This window comes from Streptomyces sp. NPDC030838, from assembly GCF_055572035.1.
In genome coordinates this window covers 318250-344476 of sequence record NZ_JBVIED010000006.1, presented here as the reverse complement: position 1 = coordinate 344476, position 26227 = coordinate 318250, and the positions used below count along the sequence as shown (strand labels likewise).

The 26227-nt window shown below is 73.8% G+C and carries 24 protein-coding genes; 16 read left to right on the top strand and 8 right to left on the bottom strand.

Features of this window, described 5'->3' with window-relative positions; genetic code table 11:
• Positions 1 to 80: 80 nt before the first annotated feature.
• A complete protein-coding gene (gene sph / locus ACZ42A_RS19140) occupies positions 81 to 1067 on the top strand; it encodes a sphingomyelin phosphodiesterase (protein WP_468528378.1) in 987 nt (328 codons plus the stop codon).
• Here the strand turns inward: sph and ACZ42A_RS19135 are convergent.
• Positions 1055 to 1969, bottom strand: a complete 915-nt coding sequence (locus ACZ42A_RS19135) for an aldo/keto reductase (protein ID WP_468528377.1) — start codon at positions 1967 to 1969, stop codon at positions 1055 to 1057. The two genes, sph and ACZ42A_RS19135, sit on opposite strands and share 13 nt — an antisense overlap.
• Before the next feature lie 80 nt (positions 1970 to 2049).
• Between ACZ42A_RS19135 and ACZ42A_RS19130 the strand changes: the two genes are divergently transcribed.
• Genes ACZ42A_RS19130 through ACZ42A_RS19120 form a run of 3 tightly spaced genes read left to right on the top strand, consistent with a single transcriptional unit; the run spans position 2050 to position 4380 of the window.
• A complete protein-coding gene (locus ACZ42A_RS19130; RefSeq protein ID WP_468528376.1) occupies positions 2050 to 3084 on the top strand; it encodes a saccharopine dehydrogenase family protein in 1035 nt (344 codons plus the stop codon).
• A complete protein-coding gene (locus ACZ42A_RS19125) occupies positions 3081 to 3935 on the top strand; it encodes a class I SAM-dependent methyltransferase (RefSeq protein ID WP_468528375.1) in 855 nt (284 codons plus the stop codon). The genes ACZ42A_RS19130 and ACZ42A_RS19125 overlap by 4 nt, the downstream gene beginning before the upstream one ends.
• A complete protein-coding gene (locus ACZ42A_RS19120; RefSeq protein ID WP_468528374.1) occupies positions 3925 to 4380 on the top strand; it encodes an archease in 456 nt (151 codons plus the stop codon). Before ACZ42A_RS19125 ends, ACZ42A_RS19120 begins: the two co-directional genes overlap by 11 nt.
• 75 nt (positions 4381 to 4455) lie before the next feature.
• On the opposite strand, the gene ACZ42A_RS19115 is transcribed toward ACZ42A_RS19120, so the two are convergent.
• The 3 genes from ACZ42A_RS19115 to ACZ42A_RS19105 are packed head-to-tail and all read right to left on the bottom strand — an operon-like array spanning position 4456 to position 8897.
• Positions 4456 to 5865 carry an RtcB family protein gene (locus ACZ42A_RS19115; RefSeq protein WP_468528373.1) on the bottom strand — a complete coding sequence of 470 codons (1410 nt, stop codon included), beginning with the start codon at positions 5863 to 5865 and terminating at the stop codon, positions 4456 to 4458.
• Between the two features lie 37 nt (positions 5866 to 5902).
• Positions 5903 to 7660 carry a DNA polymerase/3'-5' exonuclease PolX gene (polX, locus tag ACZ42A_RS19110; RefSeq protein WP_468528372.1) on the bottom strand — a complete coding sequence of 586 codons (1758 nt, stop codon included), beginning with the start codon at positions 7658 to 7660 and terminating at the stop codon, positions 5903 to 5905.
• 40 nt (positions 7661 to 7700) lie between these two features.
• Positions 7701 to 8897, bottom strand: coding sequence for a baeRF2 domain-containing protein (locus ACZ42A_RS19105; protein WP_468528371.1), 1197 nt, complete (start codon positions 8895 to 8897; stop codon positions 7701 to 7703).
• Between the two features lie 137 nt (positions 8898 to 9034).
• Between ACZ42A_RS19105 and ACZ42A_RS19100 the strand changes: the two genes are divergently transcribed.
• From ACZ42A_RS19100 to ACZ42A_RS19090, 3 genes are all read left to right on the top strand, one after another.
• Positions 9035 to 10102: an acyl-CoA dehydrogenase family protein gene (locus tag ACZ42A_RS19100; RefSeq protein WP_468528370.1), complete on the top strand. Its 1068-nt coding sequence runs from the start codon at positions 9035 to 9037 to the stop codon at positions 10100 to 10102.
• 79 nt (positions 10103 to 10181) lie between these two features.
• Positions 10182 to 10625 carry an SPW repeat protein gene (locus ACZ42A_RS19095; RefSeq protein ID WP_468528369.1) on the top strand — a complete coding sequence of 148 codons (444 nt, stop codon included), beginning with the start codon at positions 10182 to 10184 and terminating at the stop codon, positions 10623 to 10625.
• A gap of 197 nt (positions 10626 to 10822) precedes the next feature.
• The gene (locus ACZ42A_RS19090; protein ID WP_468528368.1) at positions 10823 to 11551 is read left to right on the top strand and encodes a hypothetical protein; all 729 of its coding nucleotides are present in this window, start codon (positions 10823 to 10825) and stop codon (positions 11549 to 11551) included.
• A gap of 14 nt (positions 11552 to 11565) precedes the next feature.
• Here the strand turns inward: ACZ42A_RS19090 and ACZ42A_RS19085 are convergent, their stop codons facing one another.
• Positions 11566 to 12384: a phosphotransferase family protein gene (locus ACZ42A_RS19085; protein WP_468528367.1), complete on the bottom strand. Its 819-nt coding sequence runs from the start codon at positions 12382 to 12384 to the stop codon at positions 11566 to 11568.
• A 61-nt stretch (positions 12385 to 12445) separates the two neighbouring features.
• Here ACZ42A_RS19085 and ACZ42A_RS19080 point away from each other — a divergent pair, with 61 nt between their 5' ends.
• Positions 12446 to 12709 carry a GlsB/YeaQ/YmgE family stress response membrane protein gene (locus tag ACZ42A_RS19080; protein WP_468528366.1) on the top strand — a complete coding sequence of 88 codons (264 nt, stop codon included), beginning with the start codon at positions 12446 to 12448 and terminating at the stop codon, positions 12707 to 12709.
• Between the two features lie 57 nt (positions 12710 to 12766).
• A complete protein-coding gene (locus tag ACZ42A_RS19075; protein ID WP_468528365.1) occupies positions 12767 to 13246 on the top strand; it encodes a nucleoside deaminase in 480 nt (159 codons plus the stop codon).
• Between the two features lie 98 nt (positions 13247 to 13344).
• Here the strand turns inward: ACZ42A_RS19075 and ACZ42A_RS19070 are convergent, their stop codons facing one another.
• Positions 13345 to 14064: a TetR/AcrR family transcriptional regulator gene (locus ACZ42A_RS19070; RefSeq protein WP_468528364.1), complete on the bottom strand. Its 720-nt coding sequence runs from the start codon at positions 14062 to 14064 to the stop codon at positions 13345 to 13347.
• Between the two features lie 129 nt (positions 14065 to 14193).
• Here ACZ42A_RS19070 and ACZ42A_RS19065 point away from each other — a divergent pair, with 129 nt between their 5' ends.
• The 4 genes from ACZ42A_RS19065 to ACZ42A_RS19050 all read left to right on the top strand — a co-directional run bounded on the left by ACZ42A_RS19065 (position 14194) and on the right by ACZ42A_RS19050 (position 20828).
• Positions 14194 to 14535 carry a hypothetical protein gene (locus ACZ42A_RS19065; RefSeq protein WP_468528363.1) on the top strand — a complete coding sequence of 114 codons (342 nt, stop codon included), beginning with the start codon at positions 14194 to 14196 and terminating at the stop codon, positions 14533 to 14535.
• Positions 14536 to 14576: 41 nt separating this feature from the next.
• Positions 14577 to 15632: a UDP-glucose 4-epimerase GalE gene (galE, locus tag ACZ42A_RS19060; protein ID WP_468528362.1), complete on the top strand. Its 1056-nt coding sequence runs from the start codon at positions 14577 to 14579 to the stop codon at positions 15630 to 15632.
• A 160-nt stretch (positions 15633 to 15792) separates the two neighbouring features.
• Complete coding sequence (locus ACZ42A_RS19055; RefSeq protein WP_468528460.1) at positions 15793 to 20079, top strand: aminotransferase class I/II-fold pyridoxal phosphate-dependent enzyme; 4287 nt, start codon at positions 15793 to 15795, stop codon at positions 20077 to 20079.
• A 5-nt stretch (positions 20080 to 20084) separates the two neighbouring features.
• Entirely contained in the window at positions 20085 to 20828 is a 744-nt protein-coding gene (locus tag ACZ42A_RS19050) for a class I SAM-dependent methyltransferase (RefSeq protein WP_468528361.1), read from the top strand.
• Between the two features lie 104 nt (positions 20829 to 20932).
• Here the strand turns inward: ACZ42A_RS19050 and ACZ42A_RS19045 are convergent, their stop codons facing one another.
• The gene (locus ACZ42A_RS19045; RefSeq protein WP_468528360.1) at positions 20933 to 21673 is read right to left on the bottom strand and encodes a chaplin; all 741 of its coding nucleotides are present in this window, start codon (positions 21671 to 21673) and stop codon (positions 20933 to 20935) included.
• A gap of 274 nt (positions 21674 to 21947) precedes the next feature.
• On the opposite strand from ACZ42A_RS19045, the gene ACZ42A_RS19040 reads away from it, so the two are divergent.
• The 3 genes from ACZ42A_RS19040 to ACZ42A_RS19030 are packed head-to-tail and all read left to right on the top strand — an operon-like array spanning position 21948 to position 25788.
• Positions 21948 to 23552 (top strand): alpha/beta hydrolase, encoded by a 1605-nt coding sequence (locus ACZ42A_RS19040; RefSeq protein ID WP_468528359.1) that lies wholly within the window; start codon positions 21948 to 21950, stop codon positions 23550 to 23552.
• Between the two features lie 55 nt (positions 23553 to 23607).
• Entirely contained in the window at positions 23608 to 24702 is a 1095-nt protein-coding gene (locus ACZ42A_RS19035; RefSeq protein ID WP_468528358.1) for a baeRF3 domain-containing protein, read from the top strand.
• A gap of 60 nt (positions 24703 to 24762) precedes the next feature.
• Positions 24763 to 25788 (top strand): Gfo/Idh/MocA family protein, encoded by a 1026-nt coding sequence (locus ACZ42A_RS19030; RefSeq protein WP_468528357.1) that lies wholly within the window; start codon positions 24763 to 24765, stop codon positions 25786 to 25788.
• 1 nt (position 25789) lies between these two features.
• Here the strand turns inward: ACZ42A_RS19030 and ACZ42A_RS19025 are convergent, their stop codons facing one another.
• Entirely contained in the window at positions 25790 to 26203 is a 414-nt protein-coding gene (locus ACZ42A_RS19025) for an SsgA family sporulation/cell division regulator (protein ID WP_468528356.1), read from the bottom strand.
• Positions 26204 to 26227: the final 24 nt, after the last annotated feature.

Sequence of the window (26227 nt, the reverse complement as noted above, 5' to 3'; positions counted from 1 at the left end):
GCACGGTAGTTACCTGAGAGTAATCCCCGGTGGTTTGATGTGCGGCGCCACTCAGCCCCCTTCATCCACAGGGAGATCCAGTGCCGCTCCTCACGCAGCGCCGCACCCCCGGCGCCGCCGCGCTCGCCCTCGCCCTCGCCACCGCGGGGCTCGCGGGTACGGCGCCCACCGCCACGGCCGCCGAGCAGACGCCGGCGGTGCGGGTCCTGTCGTACAACGTGTTCCTGTTCAGCAAGAGCCTGTACCCGAACTGGGGGCAGGACCACCGGGCGGCGGAGACAGCCAAGGCGCCCTTCTTCCACGGCAACGACGTGGTGGTGCTCCAGGAGGCCTTCGACAACTCCTCCTCGGACGCGCTGAAGCGGGCCGCCGCGACCGCCTATCCGTACCAGACGCCGGTGGTGGGCCGGAGCAAGGACGGCTGGGACGCGACGGGCGGCGCCTACTCGGCGACGACGCCGGAGGACGGCGGGGTGACCGTGCTCAGCAAGTGGCCGATCCTGCGCAAGGAGCAGTACGTCTTCAAGGACGCGTGCGGGGCGGACTGGTGGTCCAACAAGGGCTTCGCGTATGTCGTGCTGAACGTGAACGGAGCGAAGGTGCATGTGCTGGGCACCCACGCCCAGTCGACCGACCCCGGCTGCGACCCCGGCGAGGCCGCCGCGATGCGCAGCCGTCAGTTCCGGGCGATCGACGCCTTCCTGGACGCCAAGAACATCCCGGCTGGCGAGCAGGTCCTCGTCGCCGGTGATCTGAACGTCGACTCGCGCAGCGCCGAGTACGCCTCGATGCTCGCCGACGGCGGCCTGGTGGGCGCCGACGCCCGTACCGGGCACCCGTACTCCTTCGACACGGAGGAGAACTCGATCGCCCGCGACCGCTACCCCGACGATCCGCGCGAGGACCTGGACTACGTCCTGCACCGCGCGGGTCACGCCCGTCCGGCGGTGTGGAAGAACGACGTGGTGAAGGAGACCTCGGCGCCCTGGACGGTGTCGAGCTGGGGCACCGAGTACACGTACACCAACCTGTCCGACCACTACCCGGTGACCGGTCAGGCGGGCTGAGCGGACTCCTCGCGGCGGGCGTCGAGGCGGGCCAGTTCGTCGTCCGTGAGGCGCAGCGCGCTTGCCGCCACGTTCTCGGCGAGATGGTCCGGGTCGCCGGTGCCGGGGATGGCGAGGACGTGCGGGCCCTGGTGGAGGGTCCAGGCGATCCGGACCTGGGCGGGGCTCGCGCCGTGCGCGCGGGCCACGGCCACCACCTCCTCGTCCTGGGCGGCGGGCGCGCCCCGCTCGCCGCCCTGGCCGGCGACGGCGTAGAACGGCACGAAGGCGATGCCCTGTTCGCCGCAGATCCGCAGGAGTTCGTCGGAGGCGGGGTCCGGGGCGTCGAGGCCATAGCGGTTCTGCACGCTCACCACCGGCGCGATGGCCTGTGCCTCGGCGAGATGCCGGGGCTCGATCGCGGACAGGCCCAGGTGCCGGACCAGGCCCGCCTCGCGCAGCTCGGCGAGCGCGCCGAAGTGCTCGGCGATCGACTCCTGCTGCATCCGGCGCAGATAGACCAGGTCGAGGTGGTCGCGGCCGAGCTGGCGCAGGTTCTCCTCGACGTGCCCGCGCAGCTGGTCGGGGCGGGCCGCGGTGCCCCATGAGCCGTCGAACTCGCGGTGCGGGCCCACCTTGGTGGCGATGAGCAGGTCGTCGGGGTACGGCGCGAGCGCGGTGTTGATCAGTTCGTTGGCGGAGCGCAGGGCGGAGAAGTAGAAGGCGGCCGTGTCGATGTGGTCGACGCCGAGGTCGACCGCCCTGCGCAGGACGGCGATCGACCGGGCACGGTCGCTGGGGGTGCCGAGGTGGAAGGCGGCGCTGCCGGTGAGCCGCATCGCGCCCAACCCGACGCGACCGACAGTCAGTTCACCGAGGGTCCAGGTGCCCGCGGCGTGCGCGGAGATCTTTTCGGAGGTCATCGGCGGAGTCTCGCACGACGCCTCGGCGACTCGTGAATCCCCTTTGACTGGAGTGGCACTACAGTGTAATTCACTAGAGCATGACTACAGTGAAACCGACCGGCCGGGTGCTCGTCGTCGGGGGCTACGGCGCGGTCGGCGCGGCGGTGACGTCCTGTCTGGGCGGCTGGTTCCTGGGGCGGGTCGTACCCGCCGGGCGGGACGCGGCACGGGTGCGGCGGCTCGGGGGTGTCCGGGTGGACGTCGGTGACCCGGACGGGTTCCGCCGGGTGCTGGAGCGGCTGAGGGACGTGGCGGCGGTGGTGCTGTGCGTGGAGCCGCCGGACGCCGCGGTCGCCCGGGTGTGTCTGGAGCGCGGGGTGCATCTGGTGGACGTCGGCGCCACCGCCGGCCTCCTCGACGCGGTGGCGCGGCTGGGGCCGGTCGCGGCGGGCGCGGGGGCGACGGCGGTGCTCAGCGTGGGCGTGGCGCCCGGCCTGACGAACCTGCTGGCGCGGCGCGCCCACGAGGCGGTGGGCGGCGCCCGGCGGATCGATCTGACGCTGCTGTTCGGCACCGGGGAGCAGCACGGCACCGACGCGCTGCGCTGGACGCTGGCCGGGCTGTCCGCACCGGTGCGGGCGCCGTCCCGGCGGGTGGGCCTCCCCGGTTACGGCACCCGGACCGCGCATCCCTTCCCCTTCTCCGACCAGCACACCCTGCCCCGCACCCTCGGGGTGCCGCAGGTGACCACCCGGCTGTGCCTGGACTCCCGCCCGCTGACCGCCGCGCTGTTCGCGTCGCGCCGGACGGGAGTCACCGGGCCGCTCGCCCGGCCGGAGGTGCGGCGGCGGCTGGCGCGGGCCTTCGGGCACGTGCGTCTCGGCGGGGACGGTTTCGTGGTGCGGGCCGACGCGTGGGGCCACGGGAACCGGCACACGGCGTACGCGCTCACGGGGCGCGGGCAGAGCCGGGTGACCGGCCTGGTCGCCGCGCACACGGTCCGCGCGCTGCTCGACGGCGCGCTCCCTCCAGGGGTTCATCACATCGAGGAGCTGCCGCCGCTGGCCGCGCTGCCCGAGTCGCTGGCCGGTCACGGGGTCGGGCTGCTGAGCCTCGACAGGGCCCGGCCGTGAGCGGCGAGTGGGAGGGCGGCGACTACACCGCGGCCGGGGACGCCTGGGCGCACGCCGCGGACGACGTGGTCGCCGCCGCGCTGGCCGGCGGGCCCGCCGCGCCTCGGGTGCTGGACGTGGGCACGGGGTCCGGTCCGGCCGCGCTCGCCGCGGCGCGGGGCGGTGCGCGGGTGGTGGGGCTGGACCTGGAGCCGGGGCTGCTGCGCGTCGCGGCGGAGCGGGCGCGCCGGGCCGGGGTCCCGCTGGGCCGCGTGGCCGGGGACGCCCGGCGGCTGCCGTTCCCGGCGGGTGTCTTCGACGTCGTCCTGTCCACCTTCGGCGTGATGTTCGCCCCCGAACCGCCGCGCGTCGCCGCCGAGTTGGTGCGGGTGACCCGTCCCGGCGGGCGGCTCGCCGTCGCCTCCTGGACGCCGGACGGGATCATGGGCCGGATCGCGCCTACGGTGCTGCGCCACCTGGACGACTCCCCTGGCCCGGCGGTCCTGCGTCCCCAGGACAACCCACCCGCCCCGGCGGGGCCCGCCCGCTGGGGCGAACCCGGCCATGTCCTGGAGTGGTTCGCGCCGCTTCCGGTGACCGTGCGCTGCCGCGTCGCGCAGGTGCGGGTGCGGTATCCGTCGGTGGCGCACGCCGTGTCCGTCTTCGAGGCCAAGCCCGGCCCGATCCGCGCCCATCGCCGGGCCCTGGAGCGTGCCCGACGCTGGGACCGGGCCCGCGCCGATCTCGCCGCCCTCTTCGCGGCGCACAACCGGGCCGGCGACGGCAGCCTCGTCTTCGAGGCGCCGTATCTCCTGGTCGAGGGCCGTGTGCGGGCGGGCCGGGCGGGGAACTCGGGGGAGCATGGTCGGTGACACGGACGACGACATCGCGCTGCGGCGACGAGGTGCGAGCGGGCACCGGGCGTCCGGGCACACGGCCGACGTACGGATCGAGGCATGGGGCGCCGACCGGGAGAGCTGCCTGCTGGAGGCCGTACGGGGCCTGGTCGAGTGCTTCGCGGACGTGGCCGGGGCTCGGCCCGCCGGGGTGGCCCGGGTACGGCTGCCCGACGAGGGCGACGAGGAGCTGCTGGCGGCCCTTCTGGACGAAGTGGTCTACCGCCTGGAGGTGAGCGGCGAGATCCCCGTCGACGTGGCGGCCGAAGCCGCCGAGGACGCCCTGGACGTGCGGTTCACCATGGCGGACCTGAAGAACGTGGAGATCACCGGGGCGGTGCCGAAGGCCGTCGCCTGGCACGAGCTGCGCATCCGGCCGGACGCGTACGGCTGGTCCTGTGCGGTGACGGTCGACGTGTGACGGGCGGCGGATCAGGGCCGGCTCGGCGTACGACGAAGGCCGCTTCAGCCCCGGTCGGCGCAGGCACGTGACGGTTCAGCCCTTGACCACCCCCAGCGGCACCAGCCGCGCCACCGTCCGGCACAGCCCCGCGCCCTCGCTCGCGGCCACCACGGCGCTGACGTCCTTGTACGCCTCCGGGGTCTCCTCGGACAGGCCGCGCCACGAGCGGGGGCGCACCGCGATGCCCGCGCGTTCCAGGCGGGCCCGCAGCTCCCGGCCGGTGACCGTGCGGGCGGCCTGGTGGCGGCTCATCCGGCGGCCGGCGCCGTGGCAGGTGGAGGCGAAGGCGTCGCCGCCGGTGACTCCGGCGAGGACGTAGGAGGCGGTGCCCATGGTGCCGGGGATGAGCACCGGCTGCCCGGCCTCCCGCAGATCGGCGGGCAGGTCGGGGTGGCCGGGCGGGAAGGCGCGGGTGGCACCCTTGCGGTGCACGCAGAGCGGGCGGGGCCGCCCGTCGACCGGGTGGGTCTCCAGCTTGGCCAGATTGTGGGAGACGTCGTACACCAGGGACAGGTGGACGCCCGCGGCACGGTGGAAGACCTTGCGGGCCGCGTAGGAGAGCAACTGGCGGTTGGCGCGGCCGTAGTTGGCGGCCGCGGCCATCGCGCCGAGGTAGGCCCGGCCCTCCGGCGAGTCCACGGGGGTGCAGGCCAGCTGCCGGTCGGGCACCGTGATGTGGTAGCGGGCCATGGCGCGGTCCATCGCCCGGACGTGGTCGGTGCAGATCTGGTGGCCGAGGCCGCGCGAACCGCAGTGGATCATCACACAGACCTGTCCGGCGGCGATGCCGAAAGCGGCGGCGACGGCCTCGTCGTACACCTCGGAGACCGTCTGTACCTCCAGGAAGTGGTTGGCGGAGCCCAGGCTGCCGACCTGGCCGAGGCCGCGCTCGCGGGCCCGTTCGCCGACCTCGCGGATCTCGGCGTCGTCGACCGCCCCGCGGTCCTCGCAGCGGATCAGGTCGCGTTCCTCGCCGTAGCCCTGTTCGACGGCGTAGCGGGCGCCGCCCTGCAGGATGCGGTCCAGCTCGCCGGGGCCGGGGTGCCACACCCCGCCGGGTCCGGCGCCGCGGGGGATGGCCCGGTCCAGGCCGTCCATGATGGCGCCGAGGGCGGGGGCCAGGGCGGCTCGGTCGCAGTCGGCGGCGAGCAGCCGCACCCCGCAGGAGATGTCGAAGCCGACGCCGCCCGGGGAGATCACCCCGCTCTCGTCGACGGCGGTCGCGGCGACGCCGCCGATGGGGAAGCCGTAGCCCCAGTGGATGTCGGGCATGGCGTACGACGCGCAGACGATGCCGGGCAGGGTGGCGACGTTGGCGACCTGTTCCAGGGACTGCTCGGCGTCGGCGAGCAGGTCGCGGGAGGCGAAGACCACGCCGGGCACCCGCATGGCGCCGTGCGGGTCGAGCCGGAAGCGGTGCGGGGTTTCCTCGACGAGTTCCATGGGTTCCCTCGCGGTCTGGGGCGCCGCCGGCCCCGGGTCACCGCCCCTTGCGGAGGAAGCGGCGCAGCCGGGTGAGCGGCCAGGTGTTGATCACGTCGTCCTTGGTGAGCCAGCCGCGCTGGGCGGTGGCCACGCCGTAGCGCATGTTGGGCAGGTGGACGACGGCGTGGGCGTCGCTGTCGACGACGAACCTCACCCCGTGCCGTTTGGCCCGGAGGATGTCCTCGTCGCCCAGGTCGAGCCGGTCGGGGTGGGCGTTGATCTCCAGGGCGGTGCCGGTGCGGGCGCAGGCGGCGAAGACCGCGTCGAGGTCGGCGTCGATGCCGGGCCGCTTGCCGATGATGCGGGTGGTGGGGTGGCCGATGATGTGGACGTACGGGTTCTCGCAGGCCCGTACGATCCGGCGGGTGAGCGCCTCGCGGCTCTGGTTGAAGTGGGAGTGCACGGAGGCCACGCACAGGTCGAATCCGGCCAGGAACTCGGCGGGCCAGTCGACCTCGCCGTCGGGTCCGATGTTCAGCTCGGCGCCGTGCAGCAGCCGCATCCCGCCCTGCTTGCCGGTCGCCTGCCGCCGGCCGTGCCGGCCGTAGGCGCCGTCGAGTTCCCGGACCTGCTCGCGCTGGGCCAGCATCCGCTCGTCGGTCATGCGCTGCATGGCCATGTCGGGTCCGTGGTCGGTGATGGCGTAGTAGGCGTAGCCGCGCGCCGCGGCCGCGGCGACCATCTCCTCCAGCGGGGCGAGGCCGTCGGTGAGGTCGGTGTGGGTGTGCAGGTCGCCGCGGATGTCGTCCTCGGTGACCAGCTCGGGCAGTTCGTCGCGCAGCCCCGCCTCGATCTCGCCGCGGTCCTCGCGCAGGGTGGGCGGGATCCACGGCAGGCCGAGCCGGGCGTAGACGTCCTCCTCGGTCTCGGAGACGATCAGCTCGCCGCTCTCGGCGTCGAACAGCCCGTACTCGGAGAGCTTCAGGCCCTGGTGGACGGCCAGTTCGCGGGTGCGGATGTTGTGGGCCTTGGACCCGGTGAAGTACTGCAGGGCCGCACCCCACGACTCCGGGGGCACCACGCGCAGATCGACGGCGAGGCCCTTGGCGGTGCGCACGGATGTCTTGGTACGGCCCTGGGCGATGACCTCGGTGACGAAGGGCAGCTCGGTGAACGCCTTCATCACGGGGGCGGAGTCCTCGGCGGCGGCCAGCACGTCGATGTCGCCGATCGTCTCGCGGACCCGGCGCAGCGAGCCGGCGTAGGTGCAGCGCCGGCAGCCGGTGATGTCGGACAGCTCGCCGACGATGGTCTCGGCAGTGTCCATGGCGACGTCGACGAGGACCCGGTCGCCGGCGGACTGGAGCAGGCCGATGCCGTGGAGGATCTTCTCCTCGGTCCGGGGCCCGAAGCCCTTGAGGTCGCGCAGGCGTTCGGCGTGGATGGCGTCGACGAGTTCGTCCACGGAGGCGATGCCCAGCTCCTCGTAGAGGACATGGGCCTTCTTCGGGCCGAGCGTGGGGATGGCCGTCAGCCGCCGGACGCCGGCCGGGATCTTCGCCCGCAGTTCCTCGACCGCGGACACGCTGCCGTCGCGGAAGTACTCGACCACCTTCTCGGCGACCGACTTGCCGACCCCGGGGATCTCCTGGAGCCCCTTGACGTCGAGGCCGGCGACATCGGCGTGGTGGCCGCCGATCGCCCGGGCGGCCTTCTCGTAGGCGCGTGCCTTGAACGCGTCTCCTCCGGTGATCGAGATCAGATCCGCGTACTCGTAGAACAGCGCGGCGACCTCGTCGTTGGAACGAGCCACGCTTCCAGGGTAGGCACGGGCGCGAAGATCAGGCGGGTGATCACGCCGTCATGGCCATGTCGGCGGCGTCCCGGTAGCGCAGCACCACGCCGATGCCGTCCGTCAGGGGCACCCGGTCGGACGGCGGCACGATCAGTTCGGCGCCGGTGCGGGCGGCGGCGGCCAGCAGCGCCGCGTCGGCCGGTTCCTCGTGGACGTACGGGGTGCCGTAGGCCTCCAGCTCCGTCGCCGACAGGGCGATCTGCGTGGGGTCGGAGCCGGTCCACAGCCGCTCCGGCAGTCGCAGGGCGTCGGTGAGCAGCACCGCCCGGGCCTGCCGGCGCTGCAGCGCGGTGACGGCGGCGGTGACGCCCTCGGACTTGGGCCGGTGCCGGGCGCGCTGGGCGAAGAACGTGTCCAGCTGGTGCTGGTCCGCCGACCTCAGCCGGCCGCGCAGCAGCCGGGCGAGATGGGGGTGCGCGGTGTCGGGGCCGATGGTCCCGGGTTCCTCGTCGACGGTCGTCAGCCGGTTCTGGAGGTGGATGGGCAGGCGGTTGACCAGGACGCCGGACAGCCACGGGTCGCCCGCGTCGCGGCAGACGAGGATCACCTCCGCGGCGTGCCGGTCCGCCAGGTCGGTCAGCTCCCGGGCCAGCCGGGGGGCCGTCTGCTGCCACTCCCCGACCGGGACACGGTGGCTCAGCCGCGGGCCGGGCCGGATGCGGCCGGTGGGCCAGTGGCCGGTTTCGCAGGTGAGGAGAATGTGCTGCTCGACGGCGGGCGGCGCCGCCGCGAGACGGCCGTCGAAGCCGTCGTAGCCGTCGAGTTCGTCGAGTCCGCCGTACGCGTCGTGGCCGTCGAAGGACGTCTCCTCCTCGCCGGGCAGCTCCCAGCGGGTGACGGTGATCGCGGCGTAGGGGATGTCCGGGGCGCGCCGGAGCGCCAGCGGCAGCGCGTCGGGCAGGTCGTCGAAGCGGGCGCGGTCCCGCTCGGGCGGGTAGGGCAGCTCGGCCGCGAGGGCGACGTGGCCGTGGGCGGCGAACAGCGCCTGACCCGGGGCGTCCGACGTCCCTACGGCGTCCTCCAGAGCGGAGACCGTGGCGGCGTCGGCGCCCTGGGCGAGCAGGGCGTCGCGCTGGTGGAGCCAGCGCAGGGCGATGGCCCGGTCGGGGTCGTCGGCGTCCCGGGAGGTGTCGAGGTAGACGCTGGCCCAGGGACCGGGGCCGGCGAAGAGCGGGTCGAGGAACGAGAGCTTCATGGTCGGCTCGGGTGGGTGGTGCCGTACGGTGTTCCGCGCCCGCCCGAGTACCCCCGGGCCCCCTGGGCATGCGGCAGCCGGCTCGGGCCGGCGGCTTCCGCCCTCCGGCGTCGTGGCGGCCTCGGGACAATGACCCCATGACCACCACACCGCACCCCCTCGTCGCCCGTGCCCGTCGGCTCGCGCGGGATCTTCTCGTCCCGCACGCCGAACGGGTCGACCAGGAGGGGGTGCCGGCGAGTCATCTGGCCGCCGTCCGGGAGTCCGGGGTGCTCGGGGTGAGCGCGCCCCAGGAGTATGGCGGGGCGGGGGCGCCCGACGCGGTGGCCCGGGAGATCCAGGAGATCCTGGCCGGGGCGTGCGGCTCCACCTGGTTCGTGCAGACACAGCACCACACGCCGGTACGGCTGCTGGCCCGGTCGGACCTCCCCGTGCGGGAGCGGCTGCTGCGTCCGCTGGCCACCGGCGAGCTGCTGGCGGGCATCGCGTACGCCCATGTGCGGGCCTTCCCGCGGGTCCCGGTGCGGGCGACGGCCGAGCGGGGCGGCTGGCGGTTCGACGGCGTGGTGCCCTGGTACACGGGCTGGGGCCTGAACGACGTGATGCTGCTCGCGGGCGTGACCGACGCGGCCGAGGTGGTGTTCGCGTTCACCGGGGCCCGCGAGCAGCCGGGGCTGCGCGCCTCGCCGCCGATGCGGCTCGCGGCGCTGACCGCCGCCCGGACGGTCTCCCTGGAGCTGGACGGCCTGTGGGTGCCCGAGGAGTCGGTCGTCCTGCGCACGCCGCGGGAGAGCTTCGCCCTGGTCGACATCCCGCGCAGCGCCAACGCCTCCCCGGCCGTCTTCGGGGTGGCGTACGCCGCCGTGCGGCTGCTGGACGACACAGCCGGTGCTCGGGAGACGGCGCAGTCCCTGCGGGCCCGGCTCGACGAGGTGCGCCGCCAGGCGTACGCGCTCGCCGACCACCCCGTCCCGCACGAGCACGTCGAAGAGCGGCTGGCGCTGCGCACCCAGACGTACGACCTGATGCAAGCGGCCACGACCGCGGCGGTGGTGGCCGGGGGCGGACGCGCGATGAGCCTGGACAGCCCGGCCCAGCGGCTGGCCCGCGAGGGCATGTTCCTGCTGATCCAGGGGCAGACGGCGCCGGTGCGCGAGGCCCATCTGGCCGCACTGACCTCTTCTCTACACATAAAGGATAAATAAGAGCAGAATGAACATGCGGGGCGTGCTTGTCGCGTACCGCACAGACGCACCAAGGCCTGCCAGTCAAAGGAGACGAGTCATGGCCAACGTCTCGCCCACCCGGGGTGGTGACATCAGCGCTCACCCCGATGTTTCCGAAATGCGGGCTCGATACGACCGCGTGCTCGGCGGTCGCGATGTGGCGCTCGTGGACGGACCGCTGTTCCTGCTCGGTCTGTACTGCGCCGTATCCCCCTGGATACTCCACTACACGGCCAGCCAGCCCAACCTCGTGCCACACAATCTGGTGATCGGCATCGCGATCGGCCTGCTGGCCCTCGGGTTCACCCGGGCCCCGGAGCGTATGTACGGCCTGAGCTGGGCCTGCTGCGCACTGGGCGTCTGGATGATCATCTCGCCGTGGATCGTCGGCGCCGGCCCCGACGCGGGCGTCGTGCTGAACAACGTCATCATCGGCGCCCTGGCCGTGATCCTCGGCCTGGTCTGCGCCGGTACGGCGGCGCGGAGCACCCCCAGGCCGTAGCGAGACAGGGAGAGACAGGAAGGCCGGTCCCCACGGACCGGCCTCGCCGTGTGTCGCGGGGTGACTGTTGAGTATGGGATTATTGCCCGATTTGCACCTTATGCGAGGGGTGGCTGTTACACGACGTATGGGAACCCTTGACGAGCGGTCCGTAGCGTCGAAGGCGTCGTGAACCCGACCCGAAGGACAGCTTTCTGATGCGTGCTCCTCGCACCCTGCGCACCGCCTTCGTCGCCGCCGGCGCCGGCATCGTGCTCGGCGGCTCGGCCACCGGCGCCCTCGCGCACCCCGCCCCGGAGCCGCGGACCCTCCCCGCGGCCGCGCAGGCCCCGGCCCACGCCAAGGCCAAGCGCGGATACGTCAGGACGGTGAGGCTGGCGGACAAGGTCTCCCGCGCGAAGGTCTACAGGACCGGCCAGCACCGCTACGAGGCGGAGATCTGGGCCAAGGGCGTCGAATACGGCACCCTCCGCACCGACGGCAAGCCGGCCCACGGGCAGCACAACGGCCTGCACGTCACGCTCCACCCGAACGGCAGGGTCACCTCCTGGGTCGAGCGGGCCAAGCCGGAGCCCGAGCCGAAGCCGGCCGTCGAGCGGGTCCTGGTCTCCACCGCCACCCTCGCGGACGGCGCCTCCACCGCGAAGGTCTACAAGGTCACGACGGACCATCACGAGGCCGACATCCTCGCGCACGGCCACAAGCTCGACACGCTGGTCGCCGACGGCCGTGCCGCGTACGGCCAGAACAACGGCCTGCACGTCGCCCTCCAGCCGGACGGGCGGCTGACCTCCTGGGTGGACGACGCCCCGGCTTCGGACTCCACGCCGACGCCCGAGCCGCAGCCCGACGACGCCGACGACCCGGAGCAGCAGGAGCCGGTGATCTCCGAGGCCCCGGACGTCACCGCGGCCCCGGCGGCCTGACCGCGCCCCGCCGGTCAGCGCAGGAAGGCCGCCAGGTCACGGAGGTGGGCGGCGACCCAGTCGTGGGCCTGCCGCACCTCCTCCACCGCCCCGCGCTCGCGCAGCCCGACCAGGGCGGCCTCCCCGCGCTCGGCGCCCTCGTCGATGCCGCGCCAGGTGCGGTCCTGCCACCACAGGACCGTGTCCAACAGCCGGTCCCGGTCCCGTCCGAGGAGTCCGTAGGCATCGCAGAACAGCCGCATCCGGCGGGCCGCCCGGCCCACGTCCGGCACCGCCGGCCCGAGGTCCAGGTACTGCCAGCACGCGTGGGCGACGTCGTGCACGCGCTCGCCCGGCCCGGCGTGGTCCCAGTCGATGAGGGCGAGCGGACGCCAGACGGTCCCGTCCACCGCGTACACGGTGTTCTTCGGCGCCAGGTCGTTGTGGCACACGACCTCCGCGTCTCCGGCGAGCGCCGTCCCCTCGGTGAGGTCGTGGAACTCCCGCACCAGCCGGGCCACCCGTTCCAGCCCCGCGTCGGTGCACGCGGCGGCCCGCTCCCCGGCGGTCACCGCGGCCCGCCCCTCGATGTAGCCGAACGTTTCCCGGCCCCGCTCGTCCATGCCGAGAAAGCGCGGCGCGCCCCGCCAGCCCCGTTCCTCGAACAGCGCCAGAAGCCGCCGCACATGGGCCGACCGCGTGGACGGCGACCGCCGTACGGTCGCCCCGACCCGCACCACCTGGTTGACGGCCCCGCCCGCGAGCACCCGCTCCTCCACGCGCAGCGCCTCCCTCTCCGGCCTCGGCCGGGCCTCGTCCGCCGGAAACGGAGTGGCCCGGGGTCCGGCGGGCACCCGGATTCCGGCGGGCTCTCTTCTCGGAACCCCGACAGTCTCTCAACACCGAGGAACGGACATGGAGATATCAGGAATCCTCAGTGCCCTGGTGATCGGCATCGTCATCGGCGTCCTGGGCCGGCTCGTCGTCCCGGGCCGTCAGCGCATCGGAGTCCTGTGGACGATCCTGGTCGGTATCGTGGCCGCACTGCTCGGCTCGGCGCTCGCCGCCGGGCTGGGCGTGGCCGACACCGACGGCGTCGACTGGATCGAGTGGCTCGTCCAGATCGCCCTCGCCGCGCTGGGCGTCGCGGCCCTGGACCGCTCCAGGGCGCGGCGCTGACCGCGGCGCGCGGACAAGGAGGCCGACAGGACCACATCGCGAGGAGGGCCGTACGCCATGGTCGTGAAGGACGCCGAACTGCCGTATCTGCGGCGCTGTGTGGAGCTGGCGGAGCGGGCGCTGGAGGCCGGGGACGAGCCGTTCGGCTCGGTGCTGGTGGCCGCGGACGGCACGGTGCTGGCCGAGGACCACAACCATGTGGCGTCCGGCGACCGCACGCGCCACCCGGAGTTCGAGCTGGCCCGCTGGTCGGCCGCGCGGCTGACGCCGGAGGAGCGGGCGGCGGCGACCGTGTACACCTCCGGGGAGCACTGCCCGATGTGCGCCGCCGCGCACGCCTGGGTGGGCCTCGGCCGGATCGTGTACGCGGTGTCCTCGGAGCAGCTCTCCGGCTGGCTGGCGGAGTGGGGCGTGCCCGCGCCGCCGGTCAGAACGCTGCCGGTGCGGGAGGTCGCGCCGGATGTGGTGGTGGACGGGCCGGTGCCCGAACTCACCGACGCGGTACGGCGGTTGCATCTCCGGTTCTTCGGCGGCTGAGTTCCACCCGAAGCGGCTGGCTGAGCCTCACCCGAGGCAGGCGGCTGAGCCTCACCCGAAGCCGGCGGCTGAGCCTCAGCCAAAAGGGCGGCTGAGCCTCACCCGAAGCGGTCGAGTAGCGCGTCCAGCCCCGCCGCCAGCGCTTCCGGCCCGCCCGGGTCGGCCAGGGCGAGGGCGGTGGCGCGCAGCCGGGGCAGGTCCCGGGCGGAGATGCGGTGCAGCCCGATGCGGAACGCCGGGTCCGGCTCCTCGGGCGCGTCGTCCATGGCGCGCAGCTCGACCAGCAGATAGCCGAGCAGCCAGGCGGTGAACGCCCGGTGCAGGGCGACGGACCGACGGCCGCTCAGGCCCGCGTCGGCCAGTAGCGCCAGGATCCGCTCGTCGCTGCGCAGCACGGCTGCCGGGCGGCGGGCCAGCGGGGTGGACAGCAGCCGGGTGGCGAGCAGCGGGACCACGTTGGGGTGGCGCAGCGCGACCCGGTGGGCGGTGCGGGCGATGCGGTGCAGCCCGGCACGCCAGTCCCCGGTGATCTCCCCGCCCCGCTCCTCGTCGCCGAGGTCGCGTTCCAGTTCCAGGCAGAAGGCCTCCACCAGGCCGTCGAGCAGGGCGTCCTTGCCGGAGGCGTACCGGTACAGCGCCATCGCCTCCACGCCCAGCTCGGCGCCGAGCCGCCGCATGCTCAGCCCGGACAGCCCGTCCCGGTCGACCACCTCCAGCGCGGAGGCCAGCACCCGCTCCCGGCTCAGCCTGCCGTAGCGGCCCCGGTCACCGGCGCGGCGCCCCCGGCCACCGCCGGATCGTTCCGTCTCCTCGGTCATCGACCGTCACCTCGTCCTCGCCGCCAATCGCTCCCGGCACCTCTTGACGCAACAGAACGATAGGCGCAAAGTCGTACATATACGTCGTAAACATACGGCTCCAACGTACAGCGTCAGGAGCGTTTTCCCATGACGCCGACGTCCTTGTCCCTCCCCGCCCCGAGGGCGCACCCGGGCAGCTCCGACCTGGCGATCCCCTTGCTGCCGGTCGCCTTCGTCGTGCCCCGCGCACCCTCCCCCACCGGCTGCTTCCACGACCGATACGACGTGGTGGCCGGACCTGCCCTCGGCCACGCGCCCGCCCGGGGCTGTCTCGCCGAGACGGTCCGCCCGTGCGCCGACCCCGCGACCGGCCCCGGCGCCGCACCCAGCGTATGCGGCGCCCAGGCCGACGGCTCTCGGGCCGCGCGGGGCCGGCCCCCCGCCCTCGCCTTCCTCCGGCGTACGGCCGCCGTCGTCCTGAGCCGGTGAGCGGGGTGCGGACCTGGACGCCGTACGAAGGGCCGGGGGCCGTGAGTCCACCGGCGACGGTCCTGGTGACCGGCGGCGCCGGGTTCATCGGCAGCCACGCCTGCGTCGAACTCCTCGACCACGGCTACGAGGTGATCGTGGTCGACGACTACTCCAACAGCAGCCCGCAGGTCCTCACCCGGGTGGAACGGGTCGCCGGCCGTTTCGTCGGCGCCGTCTACGAGCTGGACGTCCGTGACCGGCGCGCCCTCTCGGCCGTCTTCGACCGGCACTCCGTGGACGCCGTCGTGCACTGCGCCGCGCGCAAGGCCGTGGGCGAGTCGACACGGACGCCCGTGCCGTACTACGACACCAACGTCGGAGGCACCACCTCGCTGCTGTCCGCGATGCACGCCCACCAGGTGCGCCGGCTGGTGTTCTCCTCCTCCTGCTCGGTCTACGGCGCCGCCGGCGGCGGCCCGCTCGACGAGTCCACACCCGCCCGCCCCACCAACCCCTACGCCAACTCCAAGTGGCTGTGCGAACAGATCCTCGCCGACGTCTGCCGCCACTGGCCGCAGCTGGCGGTGCTGTGCCTGCGGTATGTCAACCCGGCCGGCGCCCACCCCAGCGGACTGCTCGGCGAGGACCCGAGCGGGGAGCCCGACAACCTCATGCCGTACGTCGCCCAGGTCGCCGTCGGCCGCCGGGAACGGCTGAGGATCTTCGGCAACGACTATCCGACCCGCGACGGCACCACCGTACGCGACTATCTGCACGTCATGGACACCGCCGAGGCGCACCGGACAGCCCTCGACCACGTCACCGAGGGGACCGGCATGCGCGTGTTCAACCTCGGGACCGGCAGCGGCAGTTCGGTGCTCGACGTGGTCTCCGCGTTCGGCGCCGCCTGCGGCCGGCCCATCCCCTACGAGATCGTCGGCCGCCGCCCGGGCGATGTCCCCGAGCTGGTCGCGGACGCGGGCGCGGTGGCCCGCGCCTGGGGCTGGCGGCCCACCCGCGACCTCGCCGCGATGTGCCGGGACGCCTGGCACTTCCAGCGGCTCAACCCCGACGGCTACGCCGGATCAGCCCGGCGGCCGGGCCCGCTGGAGTGACGCCGGCCGCGCCCGTCATCGGGGCGGCACGGCGCCGAGCCGCCCGAGATGCAGCGGCCGACCCGCGATGCCTACGATCGAGAGGGACCCGGACCGGGTCGACGGCCCGGTCTCCGCGGGTGCGAGGGGGCGCTTGTCCTTGTTGCCGGCCCAGCGGCTGATGGCCGCTCATGTCGCGCTGGTCGCGGTCGCCACCGTCGGCTACCTGACGGTCCCCGCGGCCCGCACCCCGCTGTGGGCCGTGATCGGTCTCGCGGGCGCCGCCGCCGTCGTCACCGGCGTCCGGCTGCACCGCCCCGCCCACGCCTGGCCCTGGTGGGTGCTGGCGGCCGGACTGGTCGCGTTCGTCGGCGGCGACACGTACTACAACGTCATGGAGGAGTACTTCCACGCCTCCAACCCCTTCCCGTCGCCCGCGGACGCCTGCTACCTCGCCACCTATCCGCTGTTCGCGCTGGGCCTGTCGGGGCTGGTCCGCCACCGGTGGGCGGGCCGCGATCCGCCCAGCCTGCTGGACGCGCTGATCTTCACCGCGGCGCTCGCCCTGCCGGTGTGGGTGTATCTGGTGCAGCCGCTGACCGAGGTGGAGGGGCTGACCTGGCAGCAGCGCGCCATCAGCATCGCCTATCCGCTCGGCGACGTGCTCGTCCTCGCCCTGCTGGCCCGGCTGCTGACACCGAGTCCGGTCGACGGGAACGGCTGGTCGGTGCGACTGCTGGTGGCCGGCACGGTGACGCTGCTCGGTTTCGACATCGCCTACGGCCTGCTCCAGCTCAACGGGATGTGGCAGGCGGGCACGCTCACCGACTCGGGCTGGATCGTCTTCTACACGGCCTGGGGACTGGCCGCGCTGCACCCGTCCATGGTCCGGCTGACCGCCGCCGAGCCGCGGCGGGAGTCCCTGCTGCCACCGCGCCGCCGCCTGGTCCTGCTCGCCGTGGCCACGCTGATCGCCCCGGCGATCCTGCTCGACCAGGGGCTGGACGGCACCGCCTACGACGCACCGGTGATCGCCGTCTTCTCCGCCCTGCTGTTCCTGCTGGTCATCCTGCGGCTGGCCGGCATGGTCGTGGCGCACCGCAAGGCCGTCGCCCGGGAGCTCGCCCTGCGCCGGGCCGCCGCCTCCCTGGTGTCGGCGGTCCGCCGGGAGGAAGTGGCGCGCTCCTGCGAGGCGGCCGTGGACACCCTGCTGGGCCCCGCGGTCCGGCACCGCACCCTGCTGCTGTCCGCCGAACGCGCCGCCCGGCTCGACCCGCGCCGCACCCGTCTGGTCACGCCCGCCGACCTCGGCCCGGACCTCGCCGCCGAGCTCGACGATCCGCCGGCCGTGCTGATGTGCCCGATGACACCGCCGGACCGGCCGTCCGGCGCGCCGCCGGGCGTGCTGCTGGTCGCGGGCCCGACCCGGCAGCTCACCGAGACCTGGCGCTCGCTGGACATCCTGGCCTCCCACGCCGGTCTCGCCCTGGAACGCGTGGTGCTGCGCCAGGAGGTGGTCCGCCGGGAGAGCGAGGCCTACTTCCGCACCCTGGTGCGCAACGCCTCCGATGTCATCCTGATCCTGGAGGACGACGACACCATCCGGTACGCCAGCCCGTCCGCGGCGAGCGTGTTCGGCACCGCCGACCTGACCGGCCGGTCCCTGCCCGGGCTGCTCGCCCCGGCGGACCGGCAGCGGGCGGCGCGGGAGCTGGCGGCGGTCCGCGAGCACGGCCCGCGGGCCGCCCACGACCACTGGTGGGTGCCGCGCCAGGGCGGCCGGGTCGAGGTGGAGGTGCGGTGCAGCGACTTCCGGGACGAGCGGACCGTCGCCGGCCTGGTGGTCACCCTGCGCGACGTGACCGAGCAGCGGCGGCTGGAGCACGAGCTGACCCAGCGGGCCTTCCACGACTCGCTGACCGGCCTGCCCAACCGCACCCTGCTCCTGGAGCGGATCGAGCGGGCGCTGCTGCGCGGCCGACGCGAGTCGTCCCCGACCTGTCTGCTCTTCGTGGACCTGGACGACTTCAAGCTGGTCAACGACACCATGGGGCACTCCACGGGCGACCATCTGCTGCGCGCCGTCGGCGACCGGCTGTCGAAGACGCTGCGGCGCAGCGACACCGCGGCCCGGCTCGGCGGCGACGAGTTCGCCGTGCTGATGGAGGGCGCCCGCGCACCCCTCGACGCGGAGCTGCTGGCCGCGCAGGTGATCCAGACGCTGTCCCGGCCGTTCGCGCTGGCCGACGAGACGGTGACGGTGTCCGCCAGCGTCGGCGTGGCCACCACCCGCGACAGCACCGACGCGCAGGAGCTGCTGCGCCACGCCGACCTCGCTCTGTACGCGGCGAAGTCGGCCGGGAAGCGCCAGTGGCGCCGGTTCCGGCCGATGCTGCAGTCGCGGATCGTGGAGCGGCACGATCTGCAGAGCCGGCTCGCCCAGGCGGTCGCCGGGGAGGAGTTCGCGCTGCGCTACCAGCCGGTCGTGGACATCACTGCGGGCGAGGTCGTGGGCTTCGAGGCGCTGGTGCGCTGGCCGCGGCCGCCGCGCCCGCCGGTCGCCCCGGAGCAGTTCATCGCGCTCGCCGAGGAGACCGGGCAGATCGCCTCGCTGGGCAACTGGGTGCTGGAGCGCGCCGTTCGCGACATCGCGACGCTGCAGCGGCTGCCCGGCCGGGACAGCCCGCCGTACGTCAGTGTGAACGTCTCCGCGCGGCAGTTCCGCGATGCCGGGTTCCTGGACCAGGTCGGCCGCGTGCTGCGCACCCCGGGGCTGGCCCCCGGCTCGCTCCAGCTGGAGCTGACGGAGACGGTGCTGCTGCGCCGCGACGACCGGATCCAGGCGGTGCTGCACGCGCTGAAGGACCTGGGCGTGCACATCGCGGTCGACGACTTCGGCACCGGGTTCTCCTCGCTGCGCTATCTGCGGGACTTCCCCATCGACGTACTGAAGATCGACAAGTCGTTCATCGACGACCTCCCCCGCGACGCCCAGCAGGTCGCGCTGGTCGAGGGCATCGTACGGATCGCCGACACCCTGGGGCTCCAGGTGATCGCCGAGGGCATCGAGGACCCGGAGCAGCGGGACCTGCTGGCGGGGATGGGCTGCCGGTTCGGGCAGGGGTATCTGTTCGCGCGGCCGATGCCGGTGGAGCACAGCTCGCGGGTGCTGCGGCGGCCGGACGGCCGGACGCCCTCCGTGTCCCGGGCCGTCGCGGCCCCGGTCCGGCCCGCCGCCCGCTGGGCGGAGCTGGAACACCTGCGCAGGACCAGCCCGATGAGCGACGCCGTCCTCGACGAGGTGCGCGGCCGGCACATCCGCAGCGGCGGCCACTGGCTGATCGACTACGCCTCCTGCAACTACCTCGGCTTCGACTGGGACCCGGAGATCATCGCCGCGGTGGACCCCGCGCTGCGCCGCTGGGGCACGCATCCCAGCTGGTCCCGGCTGCTGGGCAGCCCGCGGCTGTATCCGCTGATCGAGGAGCGGCTGACCGGTCTCCTCGGCGCCCCGGACACGCTGCTGCTGCCGACGCTGACGCTGATCCACGCCTCGGTGATCCCGGTGCTGGCCGACGAGGGGCAGGTGTTCGTCGAGGCGACCGCGCACAGGACGATGTACGACGGCTGTGCGGTGGCCCGCGGGCAGGGCGCCACCCTGCGCCGCTTCCACGCCGAGCGGCCCGACGAACTGGACTCCCTGCTCGCCGCGGCGCCGGCCGGAGCGCCCCGGCTGGTCTGTCTGGACGGTGTGAACAGCATGAGCGGCAATGTGCCCGACCTGCCGGCGCTGGCGGCGGTGTGCCGGGCCCGGGGCGCCACGCTGTACGTGGACGACGCGCACGGCTTCGGGGTGATCGGGGAGCGTGGGCCGGGCGAGCCCTGCCCGTACGGGACGCGCGGCAACGGTGTGGTGCGGTACACCGGCGAGTCGTACGACAACATCGTGCTGGTCGGCGGGTTCTCCAAGGCGTACTCGTCGCTGCTGGCCTTCGTGGCCCTGCCGACCCCGCTGAAGAACCGGCTGAAGACGGCCGCCGGCCCCTATCTGTACTCGGGCCCCTCCCCCACCGCGTCGCTGGCGACGGCGCTGGCCGGGCTGGACGTCAACGAGCGGCGCGGCGACGCGATCCGGGCCGATCTGTACCGCAGGACGGCGCGGGTGCTGGACCATCTCGCCGGGCTGGACGCCGACACCCTGAACCGCGACCGGCTGCCCATCGTGGAGGTCCCGCTGGCCGACCCCGGCGACCTGGACGCGGTGGCCGCGTTCCTGTGGCAGGAGGGCATCTATGTGACGCTGGCCGCCTATCCGCTGGTCCCGCGCGACCGGGTCGGCTTCCGGGTCCAGATCACCGCCCTCAACTCCGACGAGGACATCGACCGGCTCAACGCCGCGCTGACCCGGCTGGCGGCGCGCTTCCCGCTGCGGTCGCGCCGTCGCACGGTCTCCGCGGCGAAGGGGTGACGGGCATGCGCACGCACAACGACGACGTGGACTGGGACCTCTGGCCGGTGGCGGACTATCTCGCCGAGAACTACCGCACCGTGCACCCGTCGGACGAGGCGGTCATGGCCCACCACTCCGCGTACTACCGCCGGCTACCGCCGCACAGCCTCGTGGACAGCGTGGAGCTGGGCGCGGGACCCAACCTCTACCCGCTGATCCTCGCCTCGGCGGTGAGCCGGCGGATCGACGCGGTCGAGGCGGGCGCGGGCAACGTGGCCTATCTGCGGTGCCAGATCCTCGACCATCCGGACACGAGCTGGCTGCCGTTCCACGCGCTGTGCCGGCGGCTGAACCCGGCCGTGCCGGCCACCCTGGCGGCCGCGCTGGCGCCGGTGGAGGTGGTGCACGCCGATGTGCGCTCGCTGCCGCCGGGCAAGTACCAGCTGGCGTCCATGCACTTCCTCGCCGAGGGGGTCACCGAGGATCCCGCGGAGTTCGCCGAGTTCTGCCGGGTCTTCGTGCGGTGCGTGGTGCCCGGCGGGCATCTGGTGGCCGCGTTCATGGAGAACATGCCGACCTATCGGATCGGACCCGAGTCGCGCTGGCCGGGCTGCCCGGTCGACAGCGACCTGGTGCGGGAGGTGTTCGAGCCGCTGACGGAGCACCTGGACGTGACGCACATCGACGCCGACCCGACACTGCCCGACTACGGGGACACCGGGATGCTGCTGCTCACCGCGGTGTCGGCGGCGCGCGACCAAGGGTGAACGCCTGGGGGCGTTGCGCGGGCCGGGCGGGGCCCGCGGGGGCCGGAAGCGGCGGAAGGCCCTGCCGGGCGGATGCCGGCGGGCCTTCCGTCGTCGGGGAGCGGTCAGTGCGTGTCGCCCCGCCTGAAGCGGCGCAGCAGCGCGGCGCCGCCGAGGACGAGGGCCGTCGCGCCGGCGGCGGCGGGCAGGATCGCGTCCGCGCCGGTGTCGGCGAGGGGGACCGTGGCGGGCGGCTGCGCCGCGTGCGGGGCGGGCACGGGCTCGGGGTGCGCCTTGGGCGGGGACGTGGGCTCGGGCCGCGGCTCCCCGGGCTTGTCCGGGGTGACGGGGGTGCCGGGCTTGTCGGGCGTGGGCGTCGGCTTGGGCGTGGGCGTCGGCTTGGGCTTGCCGGGGCCGTCCGGCTCGTCGCCCGGGGTGTTCACGGACTGGTTGCCCGTGACCGGATTGCCGATGCCCACCACGTTCACGGTGTTGCCGCTGACGTTCACCGGGACGTCGACGGGGAGCTGCACTCCGTTGCCGGAGATCACTCCGGGGGAGTCCTCGGCGCTGCCCTCAGCGGTCGCCCCGCCGGACGTGCCGGAGGAGTCCTTCGCGTGTCCGCCGCCCTCGTTGACACAGGTGTTGCCCGCGGCGGGGTTGAGCAGCCCCACCACGTTCACGGTGTTCCCGCACACGTTGACCGGCACGTGCACCGGAAGCTGAACGCCGTTGCCGGAGATCAGCCCGGGCGAGCCGGCGGCGGTGCCGTCGGCCGCGGAGTCGGCCACCGCGGGCATCGTCAGAGCCATCGCGCCGGACGCGGCGGCGACGGCGATCACACCGTTTCGGGTAACCCGTCTCATAGGTTCCCTGCCTTCCAGACAGATTCGCGGGCACTCACCCGCACCGGATAAAACGCGGGCGAACCATTCGGGTTATGGCTTGTCACCGGTTCATCCCATCGAGTGACCGACCGCTCGAACGGGCGGCGAAACGTTCCGTGGCGTGGCCGAAAGGCGCGCATGGTACGCCTCTTCCGCCGTCCCCGCCCGCCCGGAGGCGACCCTTCCGGCGTCCGCCTATCGTGAGCGAGGGTGCCGTTCACCGGTCCGCAGCCTGGCACCCCTGGAGGCATCGATGCCGGCAAAGCCGTCGACGCGGCCCTTCCTGCGGCGCCGCGCACTCACCGGGGCCCTCTCCGTGACGCTGCTGTGCGCGGCACTTCCGGCGGCGGTCGCGCAGGACGCCCAGCCCGACCTGTCCCGCTTCTACCGCCAGGAGATCGCGTGGGGCAGGTGCGAGGGCGTGGAGATGCCGAAGGACCTCCAGTGCGGCAAGGTCACGGTCCCGCTCGACTACGCGCGGCCCGACGCCGGCACCCTGGAGCTGGCGCTGGCCCGCTACCGGGCCACCGGCGACAAGCGCGGCTCGGTCGTGCTGAACTTCGGCGGGCCGGGCGGCCCGGGCGTCGCCGGACTGGCCATGGGCGGCAAGGAGTACATGGGCCTGACCGACGGCTACGACGTGGTGAGCTTCGACCCGCGCGGCGTAGGCCGCTCCTCCCCCGTGAGCTGCGGGGACCTCTTCGGCATGGAGGAGCCCCTCGACGACACCGACGAGGTCCTGCGCGATCCGCAGGCCCTGCTGCGGCAGTTGCGCCGGGAGGCCGCCGCGTGCGAGAAGCACTCCGGGCCGGTCCTGCCGCACATAGGCACCATCAACGTCTCCCGCGACCTGGACGTCATCCGCCAGGCGCTGGGCGACAAGAAGCTCAACTACCTGGGCTTCTCCTACGGCACGCGGCTCGGCGCGGTGTACGCGACGCAGTTCCCCGACCGGGTGGGCCGGATGGCGCTGGACGGCGTGGACGCCCTCACCGAACCGCTCGCCGAGCAGGGGCTCGCGGTGGCGCAGGGGCAGCAGACGGCGCTGGACGACTTCCTCGACTGGTGCGTGGAGGACATCGCCTGCCCGTTCGGACAGGATGTGCGCACGGCCCGCGAGGAGGTGCAGCGGCTCGTCCGCTCGCTGGACCAGAACCCGGTGCCGACCGACTTCGGCTACGAGTTCACCGGCCAGGACCTGGTGGGCGCCATCGGACAGGCGCTCTACAGCAAGGATCTGTGGCCGTCACTGGAGCGGGCGCTGGCCTCGCTGGTCGAGGACGGCGACACCCGCCGTATGGAGGCGTTCGCGACCGGCGGCTACGCCCTTCCGGGCAGCCGGGAGAGCGAACGCCGCCGCGAGACCGGACCGGAGACCGACGGCGGCCTGACCGACGAGGAGGACATCCCCCTCGACAACCTCACCGCGGCGCTGATGGCGATCAACTGCGCGGACGATCCCGATCGCCCCACGGCCGGCCAGGTCGAGCGTGACCTCGGCCGGCTGCGCGCCGCGTACGAGCAGGCCTCCCCGGTCTTCGGCCGGTACCGCCTCACCGAGGTGCTGATGTGCTACGGCCGCCCCCGCGGCACCGACTTCATCCGCGAGCGGGTGAAGGACGTCGACACGCCGAAGCTGCTGCTGGTCGGCACCCGCGGCGACCCGGCGACACCGTACCGCTGGACGGTGGAGACGGCACGCCGGCTCGGCCCGTCGGCGGTCGTCCTGGACAACAAGGGCGACGGGCACACCGGATACGTGTCGTCCAAGTGCGTGCACCGCAAGGTCGACGACTTCCTGCTGTACGGCTCGCTGCCCGCGAACGGCAGTTCCTGCGGCGCGGAGGACCGGGACTGAGCTGGGGTCTTTCTCACCGAATGCCCGAGATGCGGATCGGCCCTATGGTGCTGTCATGGAGCACGCACTCAGTCCCACGACCCTCGCCGAGCTGCGCCGCCCGCGCCCCTACCCCGCGGTGTCCGTGCTGACGCCGACCCACCGCCGCGAACCGGAGAAGGCCCAGGATCCGGTCCGGCTGCGCAATGTGGTGGCCGAGGCGAAGAAGCAGCTGGAGCACGACCCCTCGGTCCCCCGCGACCGGCGCGTCGACGTCGTCGCCCAGCTCGACCAGGCACTGGCCGAGGTCGATCTCACGCACGCCGAGGACGGCCTGGTGATCTTCGCCGCGCCGGGTGAGCACCAGGTGTGGTCGCTGGCCCGGTCCGTGCCCGAGCGCGTGGTGCTCTCGGACACCTTCCTCACCCGCAATCTGGTCTCCGCACAGGCCGCCGAGCGGCCGTTCTGGGTGCTGTCGGTCGCGTCCGACCGCGTCACGCTGTGGAACGGCGGAGCGGACCGGGTCGTCGAGGAGCGCTCCAGCGGCTTCCCGATGATCCGCGACAACGAGAACTTCGACCCCGAGCGCCAGGAACGCGTCGGCGACCAGCCGAGCGCCTACCGCGACGAGAGCACCCGCCACTTCCTGCGCGAGGCCGACCGGGCGATCGGCTCGGTCCTGCGCGACAGCCCGCGCCCGCTGTACATCACCGGCGAGCCCGCCGCGCTCGCCCTGCTCAACGACGTCGGCGAGGCCACCAAGGCCGCGGCGCAGGTGCCCCGGGGCGGGCTGGCGCACGCGGCTCCGGACGCGGTCTGGCAGGCGCTGCGCCCGCTGATCCAGGCCGAGGAGGCCCGCACGGTGGACAGCGTGGCCGATCAGCTGGAAGCGGCCCGCGGCCACCGGGAGTTCGTGGCCGGGGTGGACGAGGTCTGGCAGAACGCCAAGCAGGCCCGCGTCCGGCTGCTCGCCGTGGAGGAGAACTACCGGGTGACGGTGCGCGACGACGGCGACCATCTGGTCCCGGCCGAGAGCGGCGACCTCGACGCCCGCGAGGACATCGTGGACGAGATCGTCGAGCAGTGTCTGGAGACCGGCGCCGACGTGCGCTTCGTGCCCGACGGCACCCTGGGCGAGGCCGGCGGCATCGCCGGCGTGCTGCGCTACTGACCGCGCCCGCGGCCCGGCCCGTACGCTACGCCGGGACGGTCGGCGACAAGGAGTGCGGGCGTGGGTGACCTGCTGGGCGTGGCGGTACTGGGCGCGGGACACATGGGAGCCGATCACATACGGCGCCTCGACAAGGTGGTGAGCGGCGCCAGGATCGCCGCGGTGGCCGACCCCGACACCGACCGCGCGAAGGAGGCGGTGGCCGGGCTGGCCGGGGTCACGGTGCACACCGAGACCGAGGCGGCGCTGGACGCGCCCGGGGTGGACGCCGTACTGATCGCCTCGCCCGGCCCGGCGCACGAGGAGGCGCTGCGCGCGGCGTTCGCGCGCGGGCTGCCGGTGCTGTGCGAGAAGCCGATGGTGCCGGAGTCCGCGGGCGCGCTGCGGGTGGTCGAGGCGGAGGCGCGGCTCGGGCGGCGGCTCGCGCAGGTCGGGTTCATGCGGCGCTACGACGCCGAGTACCGGCGGCTCAAGGAGCTGCTGGACAACGGGCGGCTGGGCCGGCCGCTGATGCTGCACTGCGTCCATCGCAATGTCTCCTCGCCGCCGGACTTCACCAGCGCGATGCTGGTCAACAGCTCGGTGTCGCACGAGATCGACGCGGCGCGCTGGCTGCTGGGGCAGGAGCTGACGGCGGTGACCGTGCTGCGGCCCCGCCCCTCCGCGCTCGCCCCCGAGGGGCTGCTGGACCCGCAGTTCGTGCTGTTCGAGACGGAGGCGGGCGTGCTGGTCGACGTGGAGGTCTTCGTCAACTGCGGCTTCGGCTACCAGGTCCGCTGCGAGGCGGTCTGCGAGGCGGGCAGCGCGCGCGTCGGGGAGGGGCACACGATGGTCGTCACGGCCGGGGGCGAGGCGCGCGAGGAGGTGCCGCGGGACTATCTCGTCCGGTTCGCGGACGCCTACGACCGTGAGGTGCAGGCCTGGGTCGACGCCACCCGGCGCGGGCGGGTCACCGGGCCGAGCGCCTGGGACGGGTACACGGCGTCCGCCGTCGCCGAGGCGGGGGTGCGGTCCCTGGAGGGCGGCGGCCGGACGACCGTGGAACTGGCCCCGCGCCCGGCGCTCTACGGCGGTCCCGGCGACTGACTCAGACCCCGTCGAACAGGCTGCTCAGCCCGCGGTCCACGGCCGCCCCGACGTCCTCCCGGCCGGGCGCCACCACGGCGTACGTGCGCAGCAGGAACCGGTGCAGGGCGGCGGTGTCGAACTGGAGCAGCGCCAGCCCGTACGGCGAGTGGAACTCAACGACGGTGCGCTCCCGGCCGCACGGCCACAGATGCACGTCTCCACCGCCGGCGGGGCCGCGCAGCCCCTCCTCCAGCAGGGCGCGGGCGAAGGTCCAGCTGACCGCCTCGCCGTCGAGAGCCGCCTGGGGCGGGAAGTCGAAGTGCACCGCGAACGGGTCGTCGGCCGTGTACCGGAGCACGGCGGGCACGGGCTTGTCCCGCTCGTCCGCGGTGATCAGACGGGCGCTGGCGGCCTGCTGGAGGGTGAGGTCCATGGGCGGTCTCCCTGCGGTGCGCGA

What these genes read in the sequence shown, in the direction of transcription:
- ACZ42A_RS19135 (WP_468528377.1), bottom strand. Translation starts at nt 1,969, where the DNA reads ATGACCTCCGAAAAGATCTCCGCGCACGCCGCGGGCACCTGGACCCTC.
- ACZ42A_RS19130 (WP_468528376.1), top strand. Translation starts at nt 2,050, where the DNA reads ATGACTACAGTGAAACCGACCGGCCGGGTGCTCGTCGTCGGGGGCTAC.
- ACZ42A_RS19120 (WP_468528374.1), top strand. Translation starts at nt 3,925, where the DNA reads ATGGTCGGTGACACGGACGACGACATCGCGCTGCGGCGACGAGGTGCG.
- ACZ42A_RS19115 (WP_468528373.1), bottom strand. Translation starts at nt 5,865, where the DNA reads ATGGAACTCGTCGAGGAAACCCCGCACCGCTTCCGGCTCGACCCGCAC.
- ACZ42A_RS19105 (WP_468528371.1), bottom strand. Translation starts at nt 8,897, where the DNA reads ATGAAGCTCTCGTTCCTCGACCCGCTCTTCGCCGGCCCCGGTCCCTGG.
- ACZ42A_RS19100 (WP_468528370.1), top strand. Translation starts at nt 9,035, where the DNA reads ATGACCACCACACCGCACCCCCTCGTCGCCCGTGCCCGTCGGCTCGCG.
- ACZ42A_RS19095 (WP_468528369.1), top strand. Translation starts at nt 10,182, where the DNA reads ATGGCCAACGTCTCGCCCACCCGGGGTGGTGACATCAGCGCTCACCCC.
- ACZ42A_RS19090 (WP_468528368.1), top strand. Translation starts at nt 10,823, where the DNA reads ATGCGTGCTCCTCGCACCCTGCGCACCGCCTTCGTCGCCGCCGGCGCC.
- ACZ42A_RS19080 (WP_468528366.1), top strand. Translation starts at nt 12,446, where the DNA reads ATGGAGATATCAGGAATCCTCAGTGCCCTGGTGATCGGCATCGTCATC.
- ACZ42A_RS19075 (WP_468528365.1), top strand. Translation starts at nt 12,767, where the DNA reads ATGGTCGTGAAGGACGCCGAACTGCCGTATCTGCGGCGCTGTGTGGAG.
- ACZ42A_RS19070 (WP_468528364.1), bottom strand. Translation starts at nt 14,064, where the DNA reads ATGACCGAGGAGACGGAACGATCCGGCGGTGGCCGGGGGCGCCGCGCC.
- ACZ42A_RS19065 (WP_468528363.1), top strand. Translation starts at nt 14,194, where the DNA reads ATGACGCCGACGTCCTTGTCCCTCCCCGCCCCGAGGGCGCACCCGGGC.
- ACZ42A_RS19055 (WP_468528460.1), top strand. Translation starts at nt 15,793, where the DNA reads ATGGCCGCTCATGTCGCGCTGGTCGCGGTCGCCACCGTCGGCTACCTG.
- ACZ42A_RS19050 (WP_468528361.1), top strand. Translation starts at nt 20,085, where the DNA reads ATGCGCACGCACAACGACGACGTGGACTGGGACCTCTGGCCGGTGGCG.
- ACZ42A_RS19045 (WP_468528360.1), bottom strand. Translation starts at nt 21,673, where the DNA reads ATGAGACGGGTTACCCGAAACGGTGTGATCGCCGTCGCCGCCGCGTCC.
- ACZ42A_RS19040 (WP_468528359.1), top strand. Translation starts at nt 21,948, where the DNA reads ATGCCGGCAAAGCCGTCGACGCGGCCCTTCCTGCGGCGCCGCGCACTC.
- ACZ42A_RS19035 (WP_468528358.1), top strand. Translation starts at nt 23,608, where the DNA reads ATGGAGCACGCACTCAGTCCCACGACCCTCGCCGAGCTGCGCCGCCCG.
- ACZ42A_RS19025 (WP_468528356.1), bottom strand. Translation starts at nt 26,203, where the DNA reads ATGGACCTCACCCTCCAGCAGGCCGCCAGCGCCCGTCTGATCACCGCG.